This window comes from Brevibacterium linens, assembly GCF_003999335.1.
GTDB classification, from domain to species: Bacteria; Actinomycetota; Actinomycetes; order Actinomycetales; family Brevibacteriaceae; genus Brevibacterium; species Brevibacterium linens.
Genome location: NZ_CP026734.1, coordinates 477,926 through 495,495, shown reverse-complemented (window position 1 = coordinate 495,495; position 17,570 = coordinate 477,926). Strand labels below are relative to the sequence as shown.

The following is a 17,570-nucleotide window of genomic DNA, read 5'->3' as shown; positions in this document are numbered from 1 at the left end:
CGCTCCTGCTGGTCTGCCGTGCTGGTGATCAGCACCACTTCGACCTGCATGGAGTCTTCTACAACGTCCCGATTGTACTATTGGGATTAACAGGTTTCATTCAGAATGAACGCTGCGCACATTAAGAATTGGTTGCATTCGACACGTCTCGACGCTGTCACTCACTCGGCACGAATCGAGCTTCTAACAAGGACTCTTGCACCGTTCGGGTGGGCTGTCGCCCGCTGCTTCGCACCGTTCCCGCCACCGCTTGGAGGACTCGACACCGTGCCCCGAACACCGCTTCGCACTCTGAGGACCGCTCTGTGGCATCTGCGCAAGGGCGGTGTCTCACAGGTGACGAAATGGCGTCGCCGCCGGACCGTCTCTCAAGGTGCTGCGGAGACCTCGGCCGCGGTGGCCACCGGCAGCCTGTCAGCCGAAGTCCTCGCCGAGCTGTTCCCGCCTCTGCCGCTGTCGCAGCGCGCTCCTATCTTCGATCAGCTCCAGGTCGGGGTCATCCTCGATGAGTTCTCGGCCGAGAGTTTCGGTTTCGAATGGTCGACCCGGGCTCTGTCGCCGACCGGGTGGGCTGAGGAGCTCGACGGCCTCGACTTCGTCTTTGTCGAATCGGCATGGAACGGCAATGCCGGGCAGTGGAAGTTCAAGCTCACAGGCCCGTCCGGCCCGAGCACTGAGGTCACCGACCTCCTCACCGCGTGCCGCCGCCGCGGTATTCCGACGGTCTTCTGGAACAAAGAGGATCCCCCACACTTCGAAGACTTCCTGCCGTTGGCCGGACTCTGCGATGTCGTGTTCACCAGTGACATCCGGCTGGTGCCTGAGTATCAGTCGAGGCTCGGCCATGACCGTGTCGCGGCTCTGCCGTTCGCGGCCCAACCGGCAATCCACAATCCGTCCCGGCCCTCGCGCAATGTCGCCGCTCGTGACATCGCCTTCGCCGGCATGTACTTCGCGCACAAGTACCCCGAACGTCGGGAACAGATGGATCTGCTGCTCGGCGCCGCCGAGGCCGTCTCGGGCCGGATGCAGCACGGGCTGGAGATCTTCTCCCGCTTCTTAGGCAACGACGAGCGCTATCAGTTTCCCGGGACGTTGGCCGAGCGGGTCGTGGGATCGCTGCCCTACCGGAACCTGCTCACCGCTTATAAGCACTACAAGGTGTTCCTCAACGTCAACTCCGTGACCGACTCCCCCAGCATGTGCGCCAGGAGGATCTTCGAGATCGCGGCCGCCGGCACTCCCGTCGTCACCACGCCCAGTGCGGCCACCCGGGAGTTCTTCCCCACCGACGAGGTGCCGCAGCCGGAGACGAAGGAGGAGGCAGAATGGACGCTGCGTGCCTATGTGCGCAGTCCTGAACTGCGGGACCGCAGTGTGCATCTGGCACAGCGGCGCATCTGGGCCGAGCACACGTACACGCACCGGGCGATGACGGTGATGGCTTCCTTGGGACTCGACTATGCGCGGCCGTTCCCGACCTCGGTGTCAGCGGTCGTGTCGACGAATCGGCCGGACCACCTCGGCGAGGTGTTGACCACGCATGCCGCTCAGCTGCATTCAGACAAAGAACTCGTGCTCGTTGCGCACGGTTTCGAGGTGCCCGCGGATCTGCGGGCCCGGGCGGCGAGCGCAGGCATCGAACACCTGCAGATCGTTCAGGTGGACTCCGACCAGCCCTTGGGTGTCTGCCTCAACCGGGGAGTCGAGGCCGCGTCCGGGGAGGTCATTGCGAAGATGGACGATGATGACGTCTATGGGGCGCACTACCTCGGCGATCAGCTGGCCGCGCTGCGCTATTCGGATGCGGATCTCGTCGGCAAGCAGGCTCATTACCTGCATATCCGCGCACGCGACATCGTCATCTGCCGGTTCCCCGAACGGGAGCATCGGTTCACCGATCTCGTCATGGGTCCGACGTTGATGACGCGGCGGTCGACGCTGGTGGACAATCCCTTTGCCGAGCGCACCCTCGGCGAGGACACCGAGCTGCAGCAGCGCCTCATCGCCTCGGGGGCTCGGATCTATTCGGCCGACCGGTTCAACTTCGTTCAGGTCCGCGGCGATCATGCGCACACGTGGAGTGTCGATGACTATCTGCTGCTGGCGAATGGGGACGTCCATGCGTTCGGTTATGCGCCGGGGCACTACTGTTTCTGAGGGATGCCCGTACTGAGGAGTCGCCGGTCAGACTTCGGTGATGCTCAGTGAGTCCAGGCGGATGTCGCCGTCGAAGCTGCGTGAAACCCAGACCGAGACCTCTGTCAGGGTGCAGGTGTCCGCGATGCCGAGAAGCTGAGCTCTGAAGCTCATGGTGGGCGTGGTGACAACGAATCCGACGGCGAGGGTGTTCGCATCGATCTCGACCCACCGTCCGGTGACCTCGGGGCGTGTGCCCGGGGCGAACTTCAAGGCGATGATCACGCGGCCTTCTGTCTGTGCGGCGGCGGCCGTCACCTCGGTGTTGATCGCCAGAGGTCCGTGAGCGGAAGCCGGGATTCGAACTGGTTCGGTGCTCAATTCGGGCAGGTCGGTGAGGAGATCGCGAGTGCCTTCTGCGATGGCGCCCGAGTGAAGGACGTGGGAGAATTCTGCCTCGAGTTCGTCGAGTGCCTTGATGTCTTTGGTTCCCTGTTCTTTCTCCACTGCGGCCAGCGCCGAGCCAAGGTCAAGGTGGGCACGCCCGTCCTGGAGCGGATGGACGACCGTGATGAACGAAGGATGACGCGAGTCGAGGATCGTCGGCGCGAACTGGTCGATGATCGCGTGGTTCTGACGCGGGGGCTCGATGAGGGACTGACCGTCCGTGTCGAAGGCGCATAGGTAGAGCTGGCCGATCGAATTCTTCGGCCGGTAGTCCAACCGCAGGTCCCACAGCTTATCGTCGGAGTAGATCATCGAGTACCCCAGCCCGAGGCTGACCACACGACCAGGTGGATCGGTCTCGACATAGCCGGTGACCCGGTCGAAATAGCGGTCGGAGACAATGTCGTCATCGTCGAGGCGGAACCAGGCGAGTCGAGCGTGCGGTCGATCCGCCTCGGCGATCATGTCCCGGAAATTATCGGCCACGGAATCGGCGTGGGTGCGGGGGTCATCGCTGCACAGAACGGTGAGGAAGTCATATCGTTCGGCCAGCTCGGCCAAGGCTGTCTGGTACTTCTCCGGCAGGGATGATGAGTGCTGGACGATGTGGCAATAGTTCCGTCCCGCTGAGCCTGCTGCCAGCTGCGGCAGGGAGAGTTCGGAGAAGATCCGCAGTCGGGAGTCCAAGCGGGCCGGGTCATAGAGCGCCTCGGCGTAGGAGCGCTGCGACTCTGCCTGGGCCGAGAGCTTCCACTGTGAGGAGTTCGGCAGCAGCAGAGAGAATCGGGTGACGCCGATGAGGTAGGTGTCGGCTTGATTGGGCATCAGAGTTCGATCTGTCGGGGGTCGTTGCCGATGTGTTTGAGCACTCCGGTGCCCATGAGGTTCGTGTCGGTGGCGGCCCAGGTGTGGCGGGTCTTGTCGGCTTGCCGGTTGACGACGTAGTTGAAGCGGTCTGAGCTGTAGATTCGACCTCCGCCTTGCCTGAGTCGGGTAATGAAGTCCGAGTCCTCGCCAGTGCGCTGTTCCTTGAACCGGTAGGTGGCAAACGTTTCGCGGGGGCCTGCGAAGGTGGCTCCGCGGACGAAGTCGGTGTCGCGGTGAGCCTTCCCGGGGAAGGTGAGGTAGGTGGCGTCCTCGTCTTCGAAGTACATGTATGTCTCTGCCTTGCCGACGAGGTCTGCTCCGCTGAAGCGGATCGCGTTGAGCTGGTCGCGGACGTAGTTGGCTCCGTAGAAGTCATCATCGTCCATGCGGAACAGGAAGTCGCCTCGGGCAGCGTCGAATCCGCGGTTGAGGATCTCACCGAGGGTGGCCTCGGCTTCGGCGGCAAGCGTGGTCACGGATACGGAGTCTGCCGTGTTCGAGGCACCTGCGCGGTGCTCGTCGATGAGCGACTCCAACAGTTCAGGGTCGATGGAGAAGCCGTGCGAGACGATGATGAGTTCGAGATCGTCGATTGCTCCAGCGATGTTCTGGCGCAGGCAGTTGCCGATGATCAGTGGAAGGTTGTCCGGTCGATTGGTGCACACGACGATCGAACAGTGTGCCGAAGGAGCCTGTGCTTCGAGCCCCAATGCGGCCATGACGTCGAGGGCACGATGAGTGTACGTGTCGTTCTCCCAGATTCTGCGCTGGGCCAGGTGGACACGTCGTTCCCGGAGTTCGTCGGAGGCGACCAGAGTGCGCATCCGGTCGAAGGCGTGTGCCTCGCCGTTGACGAGGGTGAGCAGGTCATCGTCGAAGAAGTGAGTAATCGCCGGGGTCGGTGTGGTCACGACGGCCGCGCCGCAGGCGGTGGCTTCGAAGACGCGCCGGGCGCACATGGTGTCAGACGTCGTCACCGAGTTGACGTTGATGACGACTTTGAAGCCGTGGTAGGCCGAGATCATCTGTGGGTAGGGGATCCCCGGTCGCACGGATTCTGCGAACCTGTCGGGGAATTGATACCGCGGTTCCTTGGTGTTGCGGCAGAAGATATCGAGCCCCAGCTTCTTCGCCGCGGGCAAAAGAATGTCGAGCTGGTCGCGGCGTTCCGGGTATTTGTCTCTGAAGTACATGCCGCCGAAGACGACGGCCTTATCGCGCTCGACGCCGCGGATGCGCCCAGGGTTATGGATCGCCGGTTGTGCTGCGAACGGCAGCAGGTGGACCCTGTCGTGCCCGAGGCGGTCGACGTAGTCCGGGATCTTGTCTCCGTCGGTGGTGAATACGTGGTCGAAGAGACGGGCCGTGTCGAGGAAGTCCTCGAAGTGCGGCGGGTCCTCCTTGTTCCAGAAAACCGTGGGGATGCCCTTAACACGGCAGTAGGCGGTGAGTTCGACGATTGCCGGACGTGGAGCGGTCACACCGACGAGGTGGTACTTCCAGCTGCCGCCGTTTCCCTCCCATGCGCTTTCTGTGAATACGAGATCTGGCGTTTCGATCTCGATGACCTCTCGCCAGTTGTCGGGTGTGGCCGTGACCACGGTCCATTCGTGGGCAAAGGCCCGGAGAGTGAACTCGTCGGCGATCATCAGGACGGTGAGTCCGGCGAAAGTCGGGGTGCCTTTCGTCTCCGGGGCGTTGGGAAAGCTGATCGCCTGCAGATGGGGCGTGGAGACTGCGGTGCCGGGCGATACCGCCGAGTTGGCCGTGCTTCCCGTCGGTGCGCCACCTACTTGGGCGCCGCCGGTTGCCAGGGCGAGGACGGAGGCGTCGATCCTGCGGACGAGGGGCGAGCTGCGTCCCACCGATCCGGCGGTGTTGTTGAGCACCCGTTCCATTCTCTTCGTCCGCTTCTCTACGCTCGTGACCGCCTCGGCGAGGTCACGCACGGCCGCCTGCGCTTGGCGTTCCGACTTTGCAGCGGCATTGCGGGCGACGATCGCCATTCTCTCGACGGCGAGGACGAGTACGATGAGCAGCGCCGCTGTGAGCAGCCCGGTAAAGGCGTAGAGAGGTTCCGTGGACAGAGCGCTCACCAGCAGTCCTGCCGCTGCGGTGATGAGAACGACCGCGACGGTCAACACGAGCATTCGGCTGATCCGCCGGGGTCTGACTGATGACATGACCACTATGTTGTGGTCTGCAAATGAACTGTTCGGGAACGGATCGGAACCGGGCGGTGGACGGAGGTTGACGCTTTCCGGTCCCCGTTTACCTCTCGGCGGTGTCTGAGCCTCAGTCCTGTTGGGTGGGTGTCAGGAGTTCGTCGATGATGTCGGTGCTGCGCGTCGCGGAGTGCCCGTCACCGTACGGGTTGACCGCATTGGCCATGGTTCGGTAGGCGGCGTCATCATCGAGGAGGTCAGACACCTCGGCGATGATCCTGTCCGTATCGGTGCCGATGAGCTTCACGGTTCCGGCATCGATGGCTTCGGGGCGTTCGGTGTTCTCCCGGAGCACGAGTACAGGTTTGCCGAGACTCGGTGCCTCTTCCTGGATCCCGCCGGAATCGGTGAGGACGATGTCGGCCTTCGCAATGAGGTGGGAGAACTCACCGTAGCCGACCGGCTCGATCGAAATGACATTGTCGAGGTCATCGATCTGCGGAGCGATCGCCGCGCGCACCTTAGGGTTCTTATGGGCCGGCCACACGATGAGAAGGTCGGGGTAGTTCTGCGCCAAGGTCCGCATAGCCCGACCGATGCTGATCATGTTCTCGCCGAGGTTCTCCCGACGGTGGGCCGTGACCAGGAGGATTCGCCTGTCATCGTTCTCAAGGTTCTGCAGCTCGGGGACGGAGTATTCGACGGGGGTGGCGACTGCCCAGTGCAGGGCGTCGATGACGGTGTTGCCGATGACGTGGATGGTCTCGTCAGGGACACCGTCGGCGAGGAGGTTCTTTCGGGAGACCATGGTCGGGGCGAGGTGGATGCGGGCGATCTGTGAGACGATCTTACGGTTGGCCTCCTCGGGGAAGGGAGAGTTGATGTCTCCGCTGCGCAGTCCCGCTTCGAGGTGGACGACGGGGATCTCTCGGTTGAATGCCGCGATCGCTGCGGCCATCACGGTCGTCGTATCGCCTTGGACGACGACGGCATCGGGGCGGTGCTCGTCGAGGACGGCGTCTACTCTCGTGATGACGCTGCCGGCGATGCTGTTGAGCGTCTGGTCGTGGGACATGAGGTCGAGGTCGACGTCGGGGGTGATGTCGAAGACCTCATTGACCTGGTCGAGCATTTCACGATGCTGGGCGGTGACGGCGACGATCGGAGTGAGCCGGGGATGGGCTTCGAGGGCCTTGACCACCGGGGCGACCTTGATCGCCTCGGGGCGGGTGCCGTAGATGACCATGACCTTCGCTTCGGCAACGCTCTGATCGGCGCTCATGCCATCTCCTTCTTCCGGGTGCCCGCAAACAGCGAAACCATAGCACCACGTCGTAGCTGGTCGATGAACGAGTCACCAGAAGTTCACTCTAATCATTTTTCGATAATGAATGAGTTCACTACTATTCTATTTGTCCCACAGAACAGCCTGGAGCTAATAAATGAACGCCTTTCCCAACAGTACTCGACCTTCGGTCGCCGTCATCGGTCTTGGCTATATCGGTCTTCCGACCGCCGCGGTTCTGGCCAGTTCTGGTGCGGATGTGGTCGGTGTCGACATCAACGCCGATGCCGTGGCGACGATCAACGAAGGCAAGGTCCCGTTCGTCGAACCGGATATGGCGACCACGGTGGCCGGTGTCGTGTCTCAGGGATATCTGCGGGCGACGACCGAGACCCCGCATGCGGATAACTACATCGTGGCGGTGCCGACTCCGTTCAAGGAGGGTCATGAGCCGGATCTGTCGTTTATCGAAACCGCGGGCAAGCAGATCGCTCCGCTGCTCGAGGGCAATGAACTCATCATTCTCGAATCGACTTCGCCTCCCGGGGCAACGGAATTCCTCGCCGAGACGATTCTGGCGGCTCGACCGGATCTTTCGCTCAAGTCGGGCAGTGCGCAGACGATCTACTTCGCGCACTGCCCCGAGCGTGTGCTGCCCGGTCGCATCATGATCGAGCTGCGCACGAACGACCGCATCGTCGGCACGCTCAACGGCAATGCCGGCGAACGGGCACGTGACCTCTATGAACTGTTCTGTGAGGGCGAATTCCTCATGACCGATGCTCGCACCGCGGAGATGGCGAAGCTGACGGAGAACGCGTACCGCGATGTCAATATCGCCTTCGCCAATGAGCTGTCGGTGATCTCCGACGGGCTCGACATCAATGTGTGGGAGCTCATCAAGCTCGCCAACCACCACCCGCGGGTGAACATCCTGCAGCCCGGCCCCGGTGTGGGCGGCCACTGCATCGCCGTGGACCCGTGGTTCATCGTCGCCACCGCACCGGACCAGTCATCGCTGATCCGGACCGCTCGTGAGGTCAACGATGCGAAGCCGGGGTATGTGCTCGACAAGCTCCTCCCCCAGGCGCGTCGCATCCAGGATGTGCAGATTGCCGCTCTTGGGCTGGCGTTCAAGCCGAATATCGATGATCTGCGCGAGAGTCCTGCCCGGCAGATCGTCGGTCAGCTTGCCGACGAGCTCCCTCAGGCCAACATCTTGGCCGTCGAGCCGAACATCGACCGGCTGCCAGCGGAGCTCGCGGAGCGCTCGAATGTCACTCTCACCGAGGTGAACGAAGCCATTCGCGCGGCCGATATCGTGCTGCTGCTCGTCGACCACAACGAGTTCACTCGCATCGACCGAACCCTGCTGACGCAGAAGATCGTCCACGATACGCGTGGGGTGTGGGGCTGAATACCCAGTAGGCGGAAAGTTCAGTTACATCACCGACTCCTCATACCGTTTTAGGACTACATTCGGTATTCGATAACATCAGTCTATGAATGTCGAACAAAACAATAGAGTGCGCAAGGCCGTGATCCCCGTTGCCGGCTTGGGAACTCGGTTCCTCCCCGCCACGAAGGCCACCCCCAAAGAGATGCTCCCCGTCGTCGACAAGCCGGCAATCCAGTACGTCGTTGAAGAGGCGACAGAAGCTGGTCTTCGAGACGTCGTTATGATCACTGGGCGCAACAAGCGACCACTCGAGGATCATTTCGACCGGGTTGACGGACTTGAGGTGGCGCTGGCTCAGAAAGGCGATGAGAAGAAGCTCGCCGCTGTTCAGCATTCGACAGATCTCGCCGACATCCACTACGTGCGGCAAGGCGATCCGAAGGGCCTCGGCCATGCCGTGCTCAAGGGACGCCAGCACGTCGGCAACGAGCCGTTCGCCGTCCTCCTCGGCGATGACCTCATTGACGAACGTAACCCCATCCTGCCGAAGATGATCGAGGTTGCCGAGAAGACCGGCGGCAGTGTCGTCGCGCTTATGGAAGTCCCCAGCGAAGCAATCCACCTCTACGGCTGCGCCGCAGTCGAGACCACCTCGGACGATGAGGTTGTCAAAATCAATAACCTGGTGGAAAAGCCTGCCACCGAGGATGCCCCCTCGAATCTGGCCGTCATCGGCCGTTACGTGCTGGCGCCAGAGGTCTTCGATGTCCTCGAGACCACGCAGCCGGGACGCGGCAACGAAATCCAGCTCACCGACGCCCTCCAAGAGCTCGCCGGAAACGCGGACGGGAATGGCGTCTACGGGGTCGTGTTCAAGGGTGCCCGCTACGACACGGGCGACAAGCTCGATTACCTCAAAGCTGTCATGCAGATTGCCTGCGATCGGGAGGACCTCGGCGACGACCTCAAGGCGTGGCTGCGCGAGTTCGTGCCGACACTGGACTGAGCAGGCTCTGCTCGCGCAGAAGATCGTCCACGACATCCGGGGCGTGTGGGGCTGAACCGAAACCCACCTCCCTGTCGACTGCGCCGCTGAGAATTCTCAGCGTCACAATTGCGTTCCGGACTGTCTGCAATGGCCGCTGGGTCGGCGGCGTATGGTGGACTCAACGTCTCCGCTGCAAAACGAGTTCGCCTCGTTTCAGCTGGTGGAGACCGCTATAGCTACCGCCCACCGAAGTGCTGAGGAGAAGAATTGACCGCTGAACCGATCTGGCTTCCCGACCCTGACCAGACCCCGCGACCGCAGATCGCCGACTTCATCGACTTCGCCAACAAACGCACCGACCAAACAATGGCCGACTATGACGATCTGTGGAACTGGTCGGTCAGCGACCTCGACGGATTCTGGGGCGCGGTCTGGGACTTCTTCGACGTCATCGCCGATGAGCCCTACTCCGAAGTCCTCGCCGATCGGTCCATGCCCGGGGCCACCTGGTTCCCCGGGACCCGGCTCAACTACGCCGAACACGCACTGCGGGCCGGCCTCGATGACAAGCTCGCCGACGAACCAGCGATCATCACCATCAAAGAATCCGGCGAGTGCACTGAAACCACTTGACGCGAACTGCGCCGCCAGCTCGGGTCCGTCGCCGCCTGGTTGCGTGAGCAAGGAGTCGAACAAGGCGACCGTGTCGTCGGATACCTCCCGAACACCCACCACACTCTCATCGCCTTCCTCGCCTCCGCCTCGCTCGGTGCCATCTGGTCCGTCTGCGCCCAGGACTACGCCGCCGAAGGTGCCGCGACGAAGCTCGGCCAGCTCGAACCGACGGTGCTCTTCGCCGCCGACGGATACCTGTGGAACGGGCAGGCTTTCGACCGCCGCGACCAGGTCGCGGATCTGGCCAACCGGATGCCGAGCCTGCGGGCCGTGGTCGGGGTGGGCAACCTCGGCGAGGAATTCATCGATGAACACGGGCGGATCACGAACCTCACCACCTGGGACGATGTCGCTTCCGGGGATGTCGAACCCGAGTTCGTCCGGGTCGATTTCGATACCCCGCTGTGGGTGCTGTACTCCTCGGGCACGACGGGGATTCCCAAGGGGATCGTGCACAGCCACGGCGGGGTCGTCATCGATCACCTGCGCCTGCTGGGTCTCCACCTCGACCTCCGGCCGGGTGACCGGTTCTTCTGGTACACGAACACGAATTGGATGATGTGGAACCTCGTCGCCTCGGCGCTGGTGGGCGGTGCGACCACGGTGTGCTTCGACGGCAGCTTGTCGAAGGCTCGGCAGCCGACGTGCTTCTTGACGCCTCGCGCAGCGCAGCACTCATCGTGATGGGCAACCGCGGTCGCGGCGGTCTGGCCGGCCGGTTGCTGGGTTCGGTCAGCCGGAGTATGCTGAACCGGGCGGGGTCGCCCGTGCTGATCGTGCCCAACAAGACCGCGCAGTGACGAATCGACCGCGCAAAATTCTACATAGTGTAGAAACAGGCTATAATGGATCCTGACGATGGCGCTTTCGCTGCGGGGTTGTCGCCATCGCTCGGAATCTGTGAAACCCCGGCAGGAGGTTCAAGATGTACGACGATGTCACCGCCGCCGACATGCGCTCCCGTGACCTTGGGGTCCTGGTCGGCTTCGACGGCTCCGACCATGCCAAAGCGGCTCTGCAGTTCGGCGCGACCGAAGCGCTTCGCCGGAAGACGGTTCTGACCGTCGTCACCGCCTATACGGTTCCTGTCCCGGTCTATCCCAATATGGCTTCGCTGCAGGCGCAGCCGGATGACCGTGCCAAGCGGGAGCTCGCCGAGGCGACACTCGATGTGGCCAAGGAATTCCTCAGCGACTACTCGGGTGAACTCATCCTCGGTGTCGCCGAGGGCAACCCCGCCGGCACCCTGGCCGATCTCACCAGGCGCGCCCAGCTGGTCGTCGTCGGTGCTCGCGGACGCGGCGGCTTCGTCGGCCGCGTGCTCGGCTCGGTGTCCTCAGCCCTGCCGGCACACGCCCACTGCCCCACGATCGTGTTCCCCGGCACCGACTCCGCCGAGGCGGACGCCGAGCCCGGGAAGTTCGTCGACCACCAGCAGGACGGTCCTGTCGTCGTCGCGATCGACGGCTCAGCCCAGAGCGCCGAGGTGCTCAAGCAGGCCGCGCACGCAGCGGAGGAGACGGCCGCGGAGCTGAAGATTCTCATGATCATGCCGCTGATGGAGGAGTGGCTGTACTGGTACCCCGACGTTCGGCTGCAGAACGAGTCGAGCCAGCGGCGCAAGAACGAACTCGAGAAGATGATCAAAGACGACCACGCGTGGCTGTTCGACGATCACCCGAACCTGGACATCTCCATCGATGTCGAGATCGGCGAACCCATGGACGTCATCGCCGACAGGACCGCGACAGCGCGGCTGACCGTCGTCGGCAGCAGGGGCCGCGGCGCGGTGCGCAGCGCACTGCTCGGTTCCGTCTCCCGCGGTGTGCTCAACAACGCTCAGGGCGCGGTGATGATCGTGCCCCGCAAGTCGTGATCATCTAGAGGAGAGGGTCCTGTCATGAAGGGCACGGTTCCCTTCGCTTCGGCCGATCGCGATGCCGGTGTCCTGGTGGGCTTCGACGGTTCGGAGCCCGCCCGGTCCGCACTGCGCTGGGCCGCCGTCGCTGCGCAGAGCAGCGGTTCGGCTCTCACGGTCGTCACCGTGTATCGGCTCCCGCCGATGATGTACACCGGTGAGCCCGCGGTCCTCGTCTCGCCCGAAGCTCGGGCCGAGCGGGATCGGGCCAACCAGCTCCTCGATATCGCGCGGGAGCTTCTGCGCGACTACCCGGGTGAGGTGACGTTTTCAACGGCCGAAGGGCAGCCCGGCCGGAGTGCTCGCCGCTCTCAGCGCCCGGGCGCAGACGCTTGCCGTCGGCGCCCGCGGCCGCGGCGGTTTCCTCGGTCAGCTGCTCGGTTCGGTGGCCGCGGCCCTGCCGGCCCATGCGCAGTGCCCCACCGTCGTCGTCCCCGAGGAGAGCCGACCGGCTGGCGGGCAGGATCCGGAAGCCTCCGCCCCCGTGCGGACCGCCGCACCGGTGGTCGCGGGAGTCGATCTCTCCGAAAGCAGGCGCCCGGTCCTGCTGCTGGCCGCGCAGCACGCGCAGCGTCTCGAGGCACCTCTGCAGGTGCTCACGGCGATGCCGCTCCTGCGGGAATGGAGGTACTGGTACCCGGACCTCGAAGTCTACGACACGGCCACAGAGCTTCGTCGGAGCAATCTCACGGGAACGCTGGAGAAGTCGATCGACTGGCTGCGTCAGCGCCATCCCTCCCTCGACATCACGGTCGAGGTCGAACTCGGCGACCCGGGTGATGTTCTTGAGGCGATGACCCGCACGGCGCAGCTGACGGTGCTCGGCACGCGCGGTCGCGGCGCGGTCAGGTCGGCACTGCTAGGTTCCATCAGCCGCGAAGTCCTCAACCGCGCGCAGGGGCCGGTCATGGTGGTGCCGACCGAACAGGCAGAGCGATAGCCGCGCCCGCGGCGCCGCCTGCGGGCGTCCGGTTCGGGGAAGGCGATGATCTCTGTCAGGGGAGGATGAGGATCCGACCCCGCACTCGTCCGGCCTCGAGGGCCCGGTGGGCTTCGGCCGCCTCGGCGAGGTGGAAGGTCGCGCCGATTCTGCTGCGCAGAGGATGATGGCCAGCCACATCGCACCCAGCATGATCGCGATCTCCGCCCACGGACCGGCCGAGTTCGAGAACGACAGTCCGCCCCAGCCGTCTTGGAGCAGCTCGGTGGGGACGGCTCCGATGAAGGCGACCTGCAGGAGGATGTAGATGATGCCGGTCAGGACGATCGAGCCGATCACGGCGAACGGCATGTTCTTCTGCGGGTCCTTCGTCTCACCGGCGAACTCGACTCCCTGGCGGAATCCCAGGTAGGAGAAGACGATGCCGGCTGCCGGCAGTGCGGCGAAGATCGGCGCGAGCCCGTTGGGTGCGAATCCGCCGAACTCGGCCATGTGGAAGTGACCCGGGTTGAACGCCAGCAGCGCCAGTCCCACGAACACGAGGACGATGACCAGCAGCTTCCACCACACGAGCACATTGTTGAAGTGGGCGAAGAACTTCACGCCGAACATGTTGATGATGCAGAAGACGGCCACCATGGCGATGCTGACGAGGATGCCGGGGCCGGTGAGAACCAGCACCCCGTCCTTGGACTCCATCAGCCACGGCAGATAGCTCGAGGCGTATTGGATGGCAGCGAGGACTTCGATGCCGACGGTTCCGGCCGCTGACAGCCAGGTGATCCACCCGCTGGTGTAGCTGGCGAACGATCCGAAGGCGTAGTGCGGGTAGCGGACGACACCGCCGGCGACCGGGAACATGACTCCGAGCTCAGAGTAGTTCAGCGCCACGAAGATGATGAGAATGGCGCCGATGGCCCACGACAGGATCGCGGCCGGACCAGCCATGCTGGCGGCGTCGAAAGCACCGAAGAGCCAACCCGATCCGATGATCGCGCCGACTCCGGTGAACAGCAGACCGGTCTTGCCGATATCGCGCTTAAGACCTCTGTCATGGACGCCTGTCACGCTCGTATGCGAGCCCGATGACAGCGGATTTGTTGAGGGCACCTTCGCCTCCCAGATTTGTGAAGGCAGAATATCCGCGGTCAGTCTTCTCTTGAGAGTCGGTGATGTCAATTACGTAGCCGGGTTATCAGTCGAGGTCATGGCTTTACAGGGCGACGCGGAAGGGTTCTCGACCAAACGGTCGAATAATGGAAGGTTTCGGGCCACTATGTGGCCGCCGGCGGCTTCTAACCACCCAAGCACCGCTTACGCAGCTACTGTGGAAATATGCGACAGACGACATCTGACCTGAGCCAGCAGGATCTCGAGGACGCACGCGTCATACTCGAGGTCCTGAAACTGGTGCACCAGCAGAGAGGAAATCGAGGCGCCGCCGGCCGCAAGCTGCTCAGGCATGCGACAGATGCCTTCTGGGACAAGCCGCGCGAAACTCGTCAGGGCCACCGGAGACGAGTCGACGGCGCCCTGTGGTCTCCCGCAGCGTTCGCACGTGCGAACCATCCGGAACCACGCCTTGTGGGAGAGCATGTCTACCCGATGAAACTCCGCATCGCCGGCTGGTATGAACGACTCGACAATCAGGAAGTGCCAACGGCCGCTGAAATCGCAGCCGACCTCCTTGCCACGCCATGGGCAATCATCACCGGAGAAGAGGACGAGAAGCTGACACGGGCCAAACTGCGGGACAGGATGCCAGAGGACTGGGACGGCCATGATCTTTGGGCGCGATATCGGCATCCAGACGTCGCCCTCGACGTCGATGGCTTCCGCCCGTTTCCTCAGCAGAAGTCATGATCTGCATAAGCTCCTGAGCGTCCCGAACCAACCGTTCTCCACCCCACCGGAATAGTGTTGGATCGAGACGCCGCCGTCTCGAGAGTTGCCAAACAGGTGTCAATAGACGGTCTGCGCCAACCGGCTCAGCGCCGCACGCACGCGCAAAGCGAATTGCTGACATCCGGCTCTCTCGAGCGCGTCGTCGAGCTGTCGATGATTCGGCTTCGTTTTCCAATAGTCGAACTGGAGGCGGACAATCGGCAGAAGGCACGTCGGCGATGAATCGACAACGAGCATGAAGAAATCGTCCGGAGAGATGATTTCGTACGGTTGGGCATCTGGCGTGGTGGTGATTCCGCTCGGCTTATCAGCAGTGACGACGAGGTCCGAACGGGCTCCCAGCGCCGCCGCATGGACATGGTAATCCTCCGAGTCTGTACCGGTGAACTCGGCATCACCGGGGAAGTCCTGAATCACCTCATCGATGCACTCTTGCATGAGCTCCAAACGATGTCGTGTCACATGCCCAGGCGCAGTGGGATCCTTCTCTCGCATATTGGCCAGCACTTCGGCGAAGACGTCCTCAGTCGAATGCAACTGAAACATGCCCTCGTTGGCTCACCCAAATAGTACAGCCAATCGAGGAGGGTCCTACTATAGAAGATGTTTGCGTCAACAAAAACTCGCTGGGGCATAACAGAAGACTGGCTGGAGTGGGACTTCCCACTCCAGCCAGTCGATACTGCCTATCAGTCGGCGAGGAACCCTTCGTGCTCCTCATCCAGGCTGCGCAGCTCTTCGAAGGCAGAACGGCGAGCAGCCGCATTTCGTTGGCGCAGGTCCAACACTTCATCCCTGTTGAAACGCGTATGCGACCCCTTCTTGTAGGAGCCGATTCGGCCTTCGGCCACCCACTTCATCAGAGTCGGCCTCGAAATGCTGAGCAGATCTGCCGCCACCGTGCTGGTCAGCTCCACTGGCAATTGGCCAATAGAAACAGAACCCTGTTGCGCAATCAACTTCAGAGCATGCAATAGTGTCTGTTGAATGCTGGTCGGAAGCTCCACTTCTTCCCCATCGGCGAGGCGCAGCACAAGCGAGGCCCCTCCAGGAATGACAGTGTCTCGGGCGTCCTTGACGGTCTGATCGCTGATCGTGATCCGCTCGGAAGAAGCTAAGGCTGACATAGTCACCCCTTCCCAGGTCTACGTTCATAGCTATACGAAGAGGATAGCAATGTTTCACTTATAAGTGAAGCGGGTTGTGCCTAGCTTCGCCGCTCACCGGGTCGAACAGAGGAACGCTTCGAGCTGTTATCTGAGCCTCAGCGGCTGACGGTCCAGAAACGCACGAGTCCCGCGAGCCTCGATCAGCGGCGGATCAGGTTATCGATACGAGGCAGCGTCGAAAACCTGATTCGTCGTTGAACGACGGGGAGGCCGAACCACAGCCGGCGCCACGGCCTCAGTTCCCCGCAGCCGCCTCGGCGAAATCAGCCGGCGTTCGCGCCCGCGGTCAGGTGGGCGCGCGCCTCGGCGAGCATGGCTTCACGGGTCGCGATCTTCACGCGCTCACGTCCCTCGGCCTCACCGAGGGCCTTCTCCGCGGCCTCGAGCCGGTGATAGCCCTCCCAATCGGTGAAGTCGACGCCCTTCGACTCGAGCAGCTCGATGATCGAAGACTCCTCCGGGTAGAGGGGTTCGGTGAGCGCACCGGCGGCCTGGTCGTCGAGAATATGCCCGATCGTCTCGAGCGCATCACCCTTCGTGTGACCGATGAGCCCGACGGGGCCGCGCTTGATCCAGCCGGTCGTGTATACGCCGGGGATGACGTCCGCCTCGGCGGCCTGGCCCTGATCATCGGCGTCGACGACGCGACCTTCGTGATTCGTGATGACCTTCTTGACCTCGTCGAACGGCAGCTGCGGCAGCTGCGTTCCCGCATAGCCGACGGCACGGTAGACGGCATCGATGTCCCAGTCGTGGAACTGCCCCGTGCCAACGACGCCGGCCGAACCGTCGAGTTCCTGACGTTCCGTGCGCAGCCCGGTTACCCGATCCTCGCCGAGGATGGCCACCGGCGCGTGGAGGAAGTGCAGGTGCAGTCGCCGCTTCGCTCCCGTCGGCTCCCGCAGGGTGAAGTCGGTGAGCGTCTTCGTCACCTGCTTGGTCTGGTTGTTCGACCGGATCGCCTCCTCCGAGGCCTCGTCGAACTCGAAGTCCTCGGGGTAGACGATGACGTCGACGTCTTTGACCTGTCCGAGCTCACGCAGCTCCAGCGGAGTGAACTTTGCCTGCGCGGGACCACGCCGGCCGAACACGTGGACGTCGGTGACCTTCGAGGACTTCAGGCCCTCGTACACGTGGTCCGGGATCTCCGTGGTGTGCAGGTCATCGGCCTGCTTCGCGAGCACCCGAGCCACGTCGAGGGCGACATTGCCGTTGCCGAGCACGGCGACCTTCTCCGCATCCAGCGGCCAGGTCTGGGCGACATCCGGATGGGCGTCGTACCAGTTGACGAAGTCGGCTGCCCCATAGGAACCAGGCAGGTCGATCCCGGGCAGCGACAGCGGTGCATCGATGAAGCAGCCGGTGGAGAAGATCACCGCATCGTAGCGGTCGGTGAGCTCGCCGAGGTTGATGTCAGCCCCGTATTCGACGTTTCCGAACAGGCGGATGTCACCACGGTCGAGGACCTTGATGAGCGCGTTGATGATGCCCTTGATCCGCGGATGATCGGGTGCGACCCCGTAGCGGACGAGCCCGAAGGGTGAGGGCAGGCGTTCGAAGAGGTCGATGCTCAGTTCCAGGTCGTGTTCGGCCTTGGTCAGCAGGTCGGCGGCATAGATGCCGGCGGGACCCGCACCGATGATGGCCACTCTGAAGGGAATAGCAGGCATGAG

General features: G+C 63.0%; 16 protein-coding genes and 1 pseudogene. 10 read left to right on the top strand and 7 right to left on the bottom strand.

Going from position 1 to position 17,570, the window contains the following annotated elements; genetic code table 11:
• Positions 1-267: 267 nt before the first annotated feature.
• Positions 268-2,160 carry a glycosyltransferase family protein gene (locus CXR29_RS02085; RefSeq protein ID WP_241241548.1) on the top strand — a complete coding sequence of 631 codons (1,893 nt, stop codon included), beginning with the start codon at positions 268-270 and terminating at the stop codon, positions 2,158-2,160.
• Positions 2,161-2,187: 27 nt separating this feature from the next.
• Here the strand turns inward: CXR29_RS02085 and CXR29_RS02080 are convergent, their stop codons facing one another.
• The 3 genes from CXR29_RS02080 to wecB all read right to left on the bottom strand — a co-directional run bounded on the left by CXR29_RS02080 (position 2,188) and on the right by wecB (position 6,900).
• Positions 2,188-3,411 (bottom strand): glycosyltransferase, encoded by a 1,224-nt coding sequence (locus tag CXR29_RS02080; RefSeq protein ID WP_127363743.1) that lies wholly within the window; start codon positions 3,409-3,411, stop codon positions 2,188-2,190.
• Entirely contained in the window at positions 3,411-5,636 is a 2,226-nt protein-coding gene (locus CXR29_RS02075) for a glycosyltransferase family protein (protein ID WP_127363742.1), read from the bottom strand. The genes CXR29_RS02080 and CXR29_RS02075 overlap by 1 nt, the downstream gene beginning before the upstream one ends.
• Positions 5,637-5,748: 112 nt before the next feature.
• Entirely contained in the window at positions 5,749-6,900 is a 1,152-nt protein-coding gene (wecB, locus tag CXR29_RS02070; RefSeq protein ID WP_241241547.1) for a non-hydrolyzing UDP-N-acetylglucosamine 2-epimerase, read from the bottom strand.
• Between the two features lie 160 nt (positions 6,901-7,060).
• On the opposite strand from wecB, the gene wecC reads away from it, so the two are divergent.
• The 8 genes and pseudogenes from wecC (at position 7,061) to CXR29_RS02035 (ending at position 12,823) form a co-directional block, all read left to right on the top strand.
• A complete protein-coding gene (wecC, locus tag CXR29_RS02065) occupies positions 7,061-8,320 on the top strand; it encodes a UDP-N-acetyl-D-mannosamine dehydrogenase (protein WP_127363741.1) in 1,260 nt (419 codons plus the stop codon).
• 85 nt (positions 8,321-8,405) lie between these two features.
• On the top strand, positions 8,406-9,308 hold the full coding sequence (gene galU, locus CXR29_RS02060; RefSeq protein WP_127363740.1) for a UTP--glucose-1-phosphate uridylyltransferase GalU: 903 nt from the start codon (positions 8,406-8,408) through the stop codon (positions 9,306-9,308).
• Positions 9,309-9,557: 249 nt separating this feature from the next.
• On the top strand, positions 9,558-9,923 hold the full coding sequence (locus tag CXR29_RS17435) for an acetyl-coenzyme A synthetase N-terminal domain-containing protein (RefSeq protein WP_206516249.1): 366 nt from the start codon (positions 9,558-9,560) through the stop codon (positions 9,921-9,923).
• A gap of 6 nt (positions 9,924-9,929) precedes the next feature.
• Positions 9,930-10,649 (top strand): AMP-binding protein, encoded by a 720-nt coding sequence (locus CXR29_RS17430; RefSeq protein WP_277601933.1) that lies wholly within the window; start codon positions 9,930-9,932, stop codon positions 10,647-10,649.
• Positions 10,571-10,765 (top strand): universal stress protein, encoded by a 195-nt coding sequence (locus CXR29_RS17975; RefSeq protein ID WP_420897585.1) that lies wholly within the window; start codon positions 10,571-10,573, stop codon positions 10,763-10,765. The genes CXR29_RS17430 and CXR29_RS17975 overlap by 79 nt, the downstream gene beginning before the upstream one ends.
• Before the next feature lie 125 nt (positions 10,766-10,890).
• Positions 10,891-11,841 carry a universal stress protein gene (locus CXR29_RS02045; RefSeq protein ID WP_127363739.1) on the top strand — a complete coding sequence of 317 codons (951 nt, stop codon included), beginning with the start codon at positions 10,891-10,893 and terminating at the stop codon, positions 11,839-11,841.
• Positions 11,842-11,865: 24 nt separating this feature from the next.
• A pseudogene (locus CXR29_RS17970) lies at positions 11,866-12,259 on the top strand (universal stress protein); the annotation flags it as partial.
• A gap of 9 nt (positions 12,260-12,268) precedes the next feature.
• On the top strand, positions 12,269-12,823 hold the full coding sequence (locus tag CXR29_RS02035) for a universal stress protein (protein WP_420897594.1): 555 nt from the start codon (positions 12,269-12,271) through the stop codon (positions 12,821-12,823).
• Here CXR29_RS02035 and CXR29_RS02030 read toward each other — a convergent pair.
• Positions 12,743-13,891, bottom strand: coding sequence for an amino acid permease (locus CXR29_RS02030; protein ID WP_127363737.1), 1,149 nt, complete (start codon positions 13,889-13,891; stop codon positions 12,743-12,745). The two genes, CXR29_RS02035 and CXR29_RS02030, sit on opposite strands and share 81 nt — an antisense overlap.
• Positions 13,892-14,158: 267 nt before the next feature.
• Here CXR29_RS02030 and CXR29_RS02025 point away from each other — a divergent pair, with 267 nt between their 5' ends.
• Positions 14,159-14,686 carry a hypothetical protein gene (locus tag CXR29_RS02025; protein ID WP_101555652.1) on the top strand — a complete coding sequence of 176 codons (528 nt, stop codon included), beginning with the start codon at positions 14,159-14,161 and terminating at the stop codon, positions 14,684-14,686.
• 99 nt (positions 14,687-14,785) lie between these two features.
• Here CXR29_RS02025 and CXR29_RS02020 read toward each other — a convergent pair whose 3' ends face one another.
• From CXR29_RS02020 to CXR29_RS02010, 3 genes are all read right to left on the bottom strand, one after another.
• On the bottom strand, positions 14,786-15,274 hold the full coding sequence (locus CXR29_RS02020; RefSeq protein ID WP_127363736.1) for a PIN domain-containing protein: 489 nt from the start codon (positions 15,272-15,274) through the stop codon (positions 14,786-14,788).
• A gap of 143 nt (positions 15,275-15,417) precedes the next feature.
• Positions 15,418-15,855, bottom strand: a complete 438-nt coding sequence (locus tag CXR29_RS02015) for a helix-turn-helix domain-containing protein (protein ID WP_101555654.1) — start codon at positions 15,853-15,855, stop codon at positions 15,418-15,420.
• Between the two features lie 305 nt (positions 15,856-16,160).
• On the bottom strand, positions 16,161-17,567 hold the full coding sequence (locus tag CXR29_RS02010; protein WP_127363735.1) for an FAD-dependent oxidoreductase: 1,407 nt from the start codon (positions 17,565-17,567) through the stop codon (positions 16,161-16,163).
• Positions 17,568-17,570 lie beyond the last annotated feature (3 nt).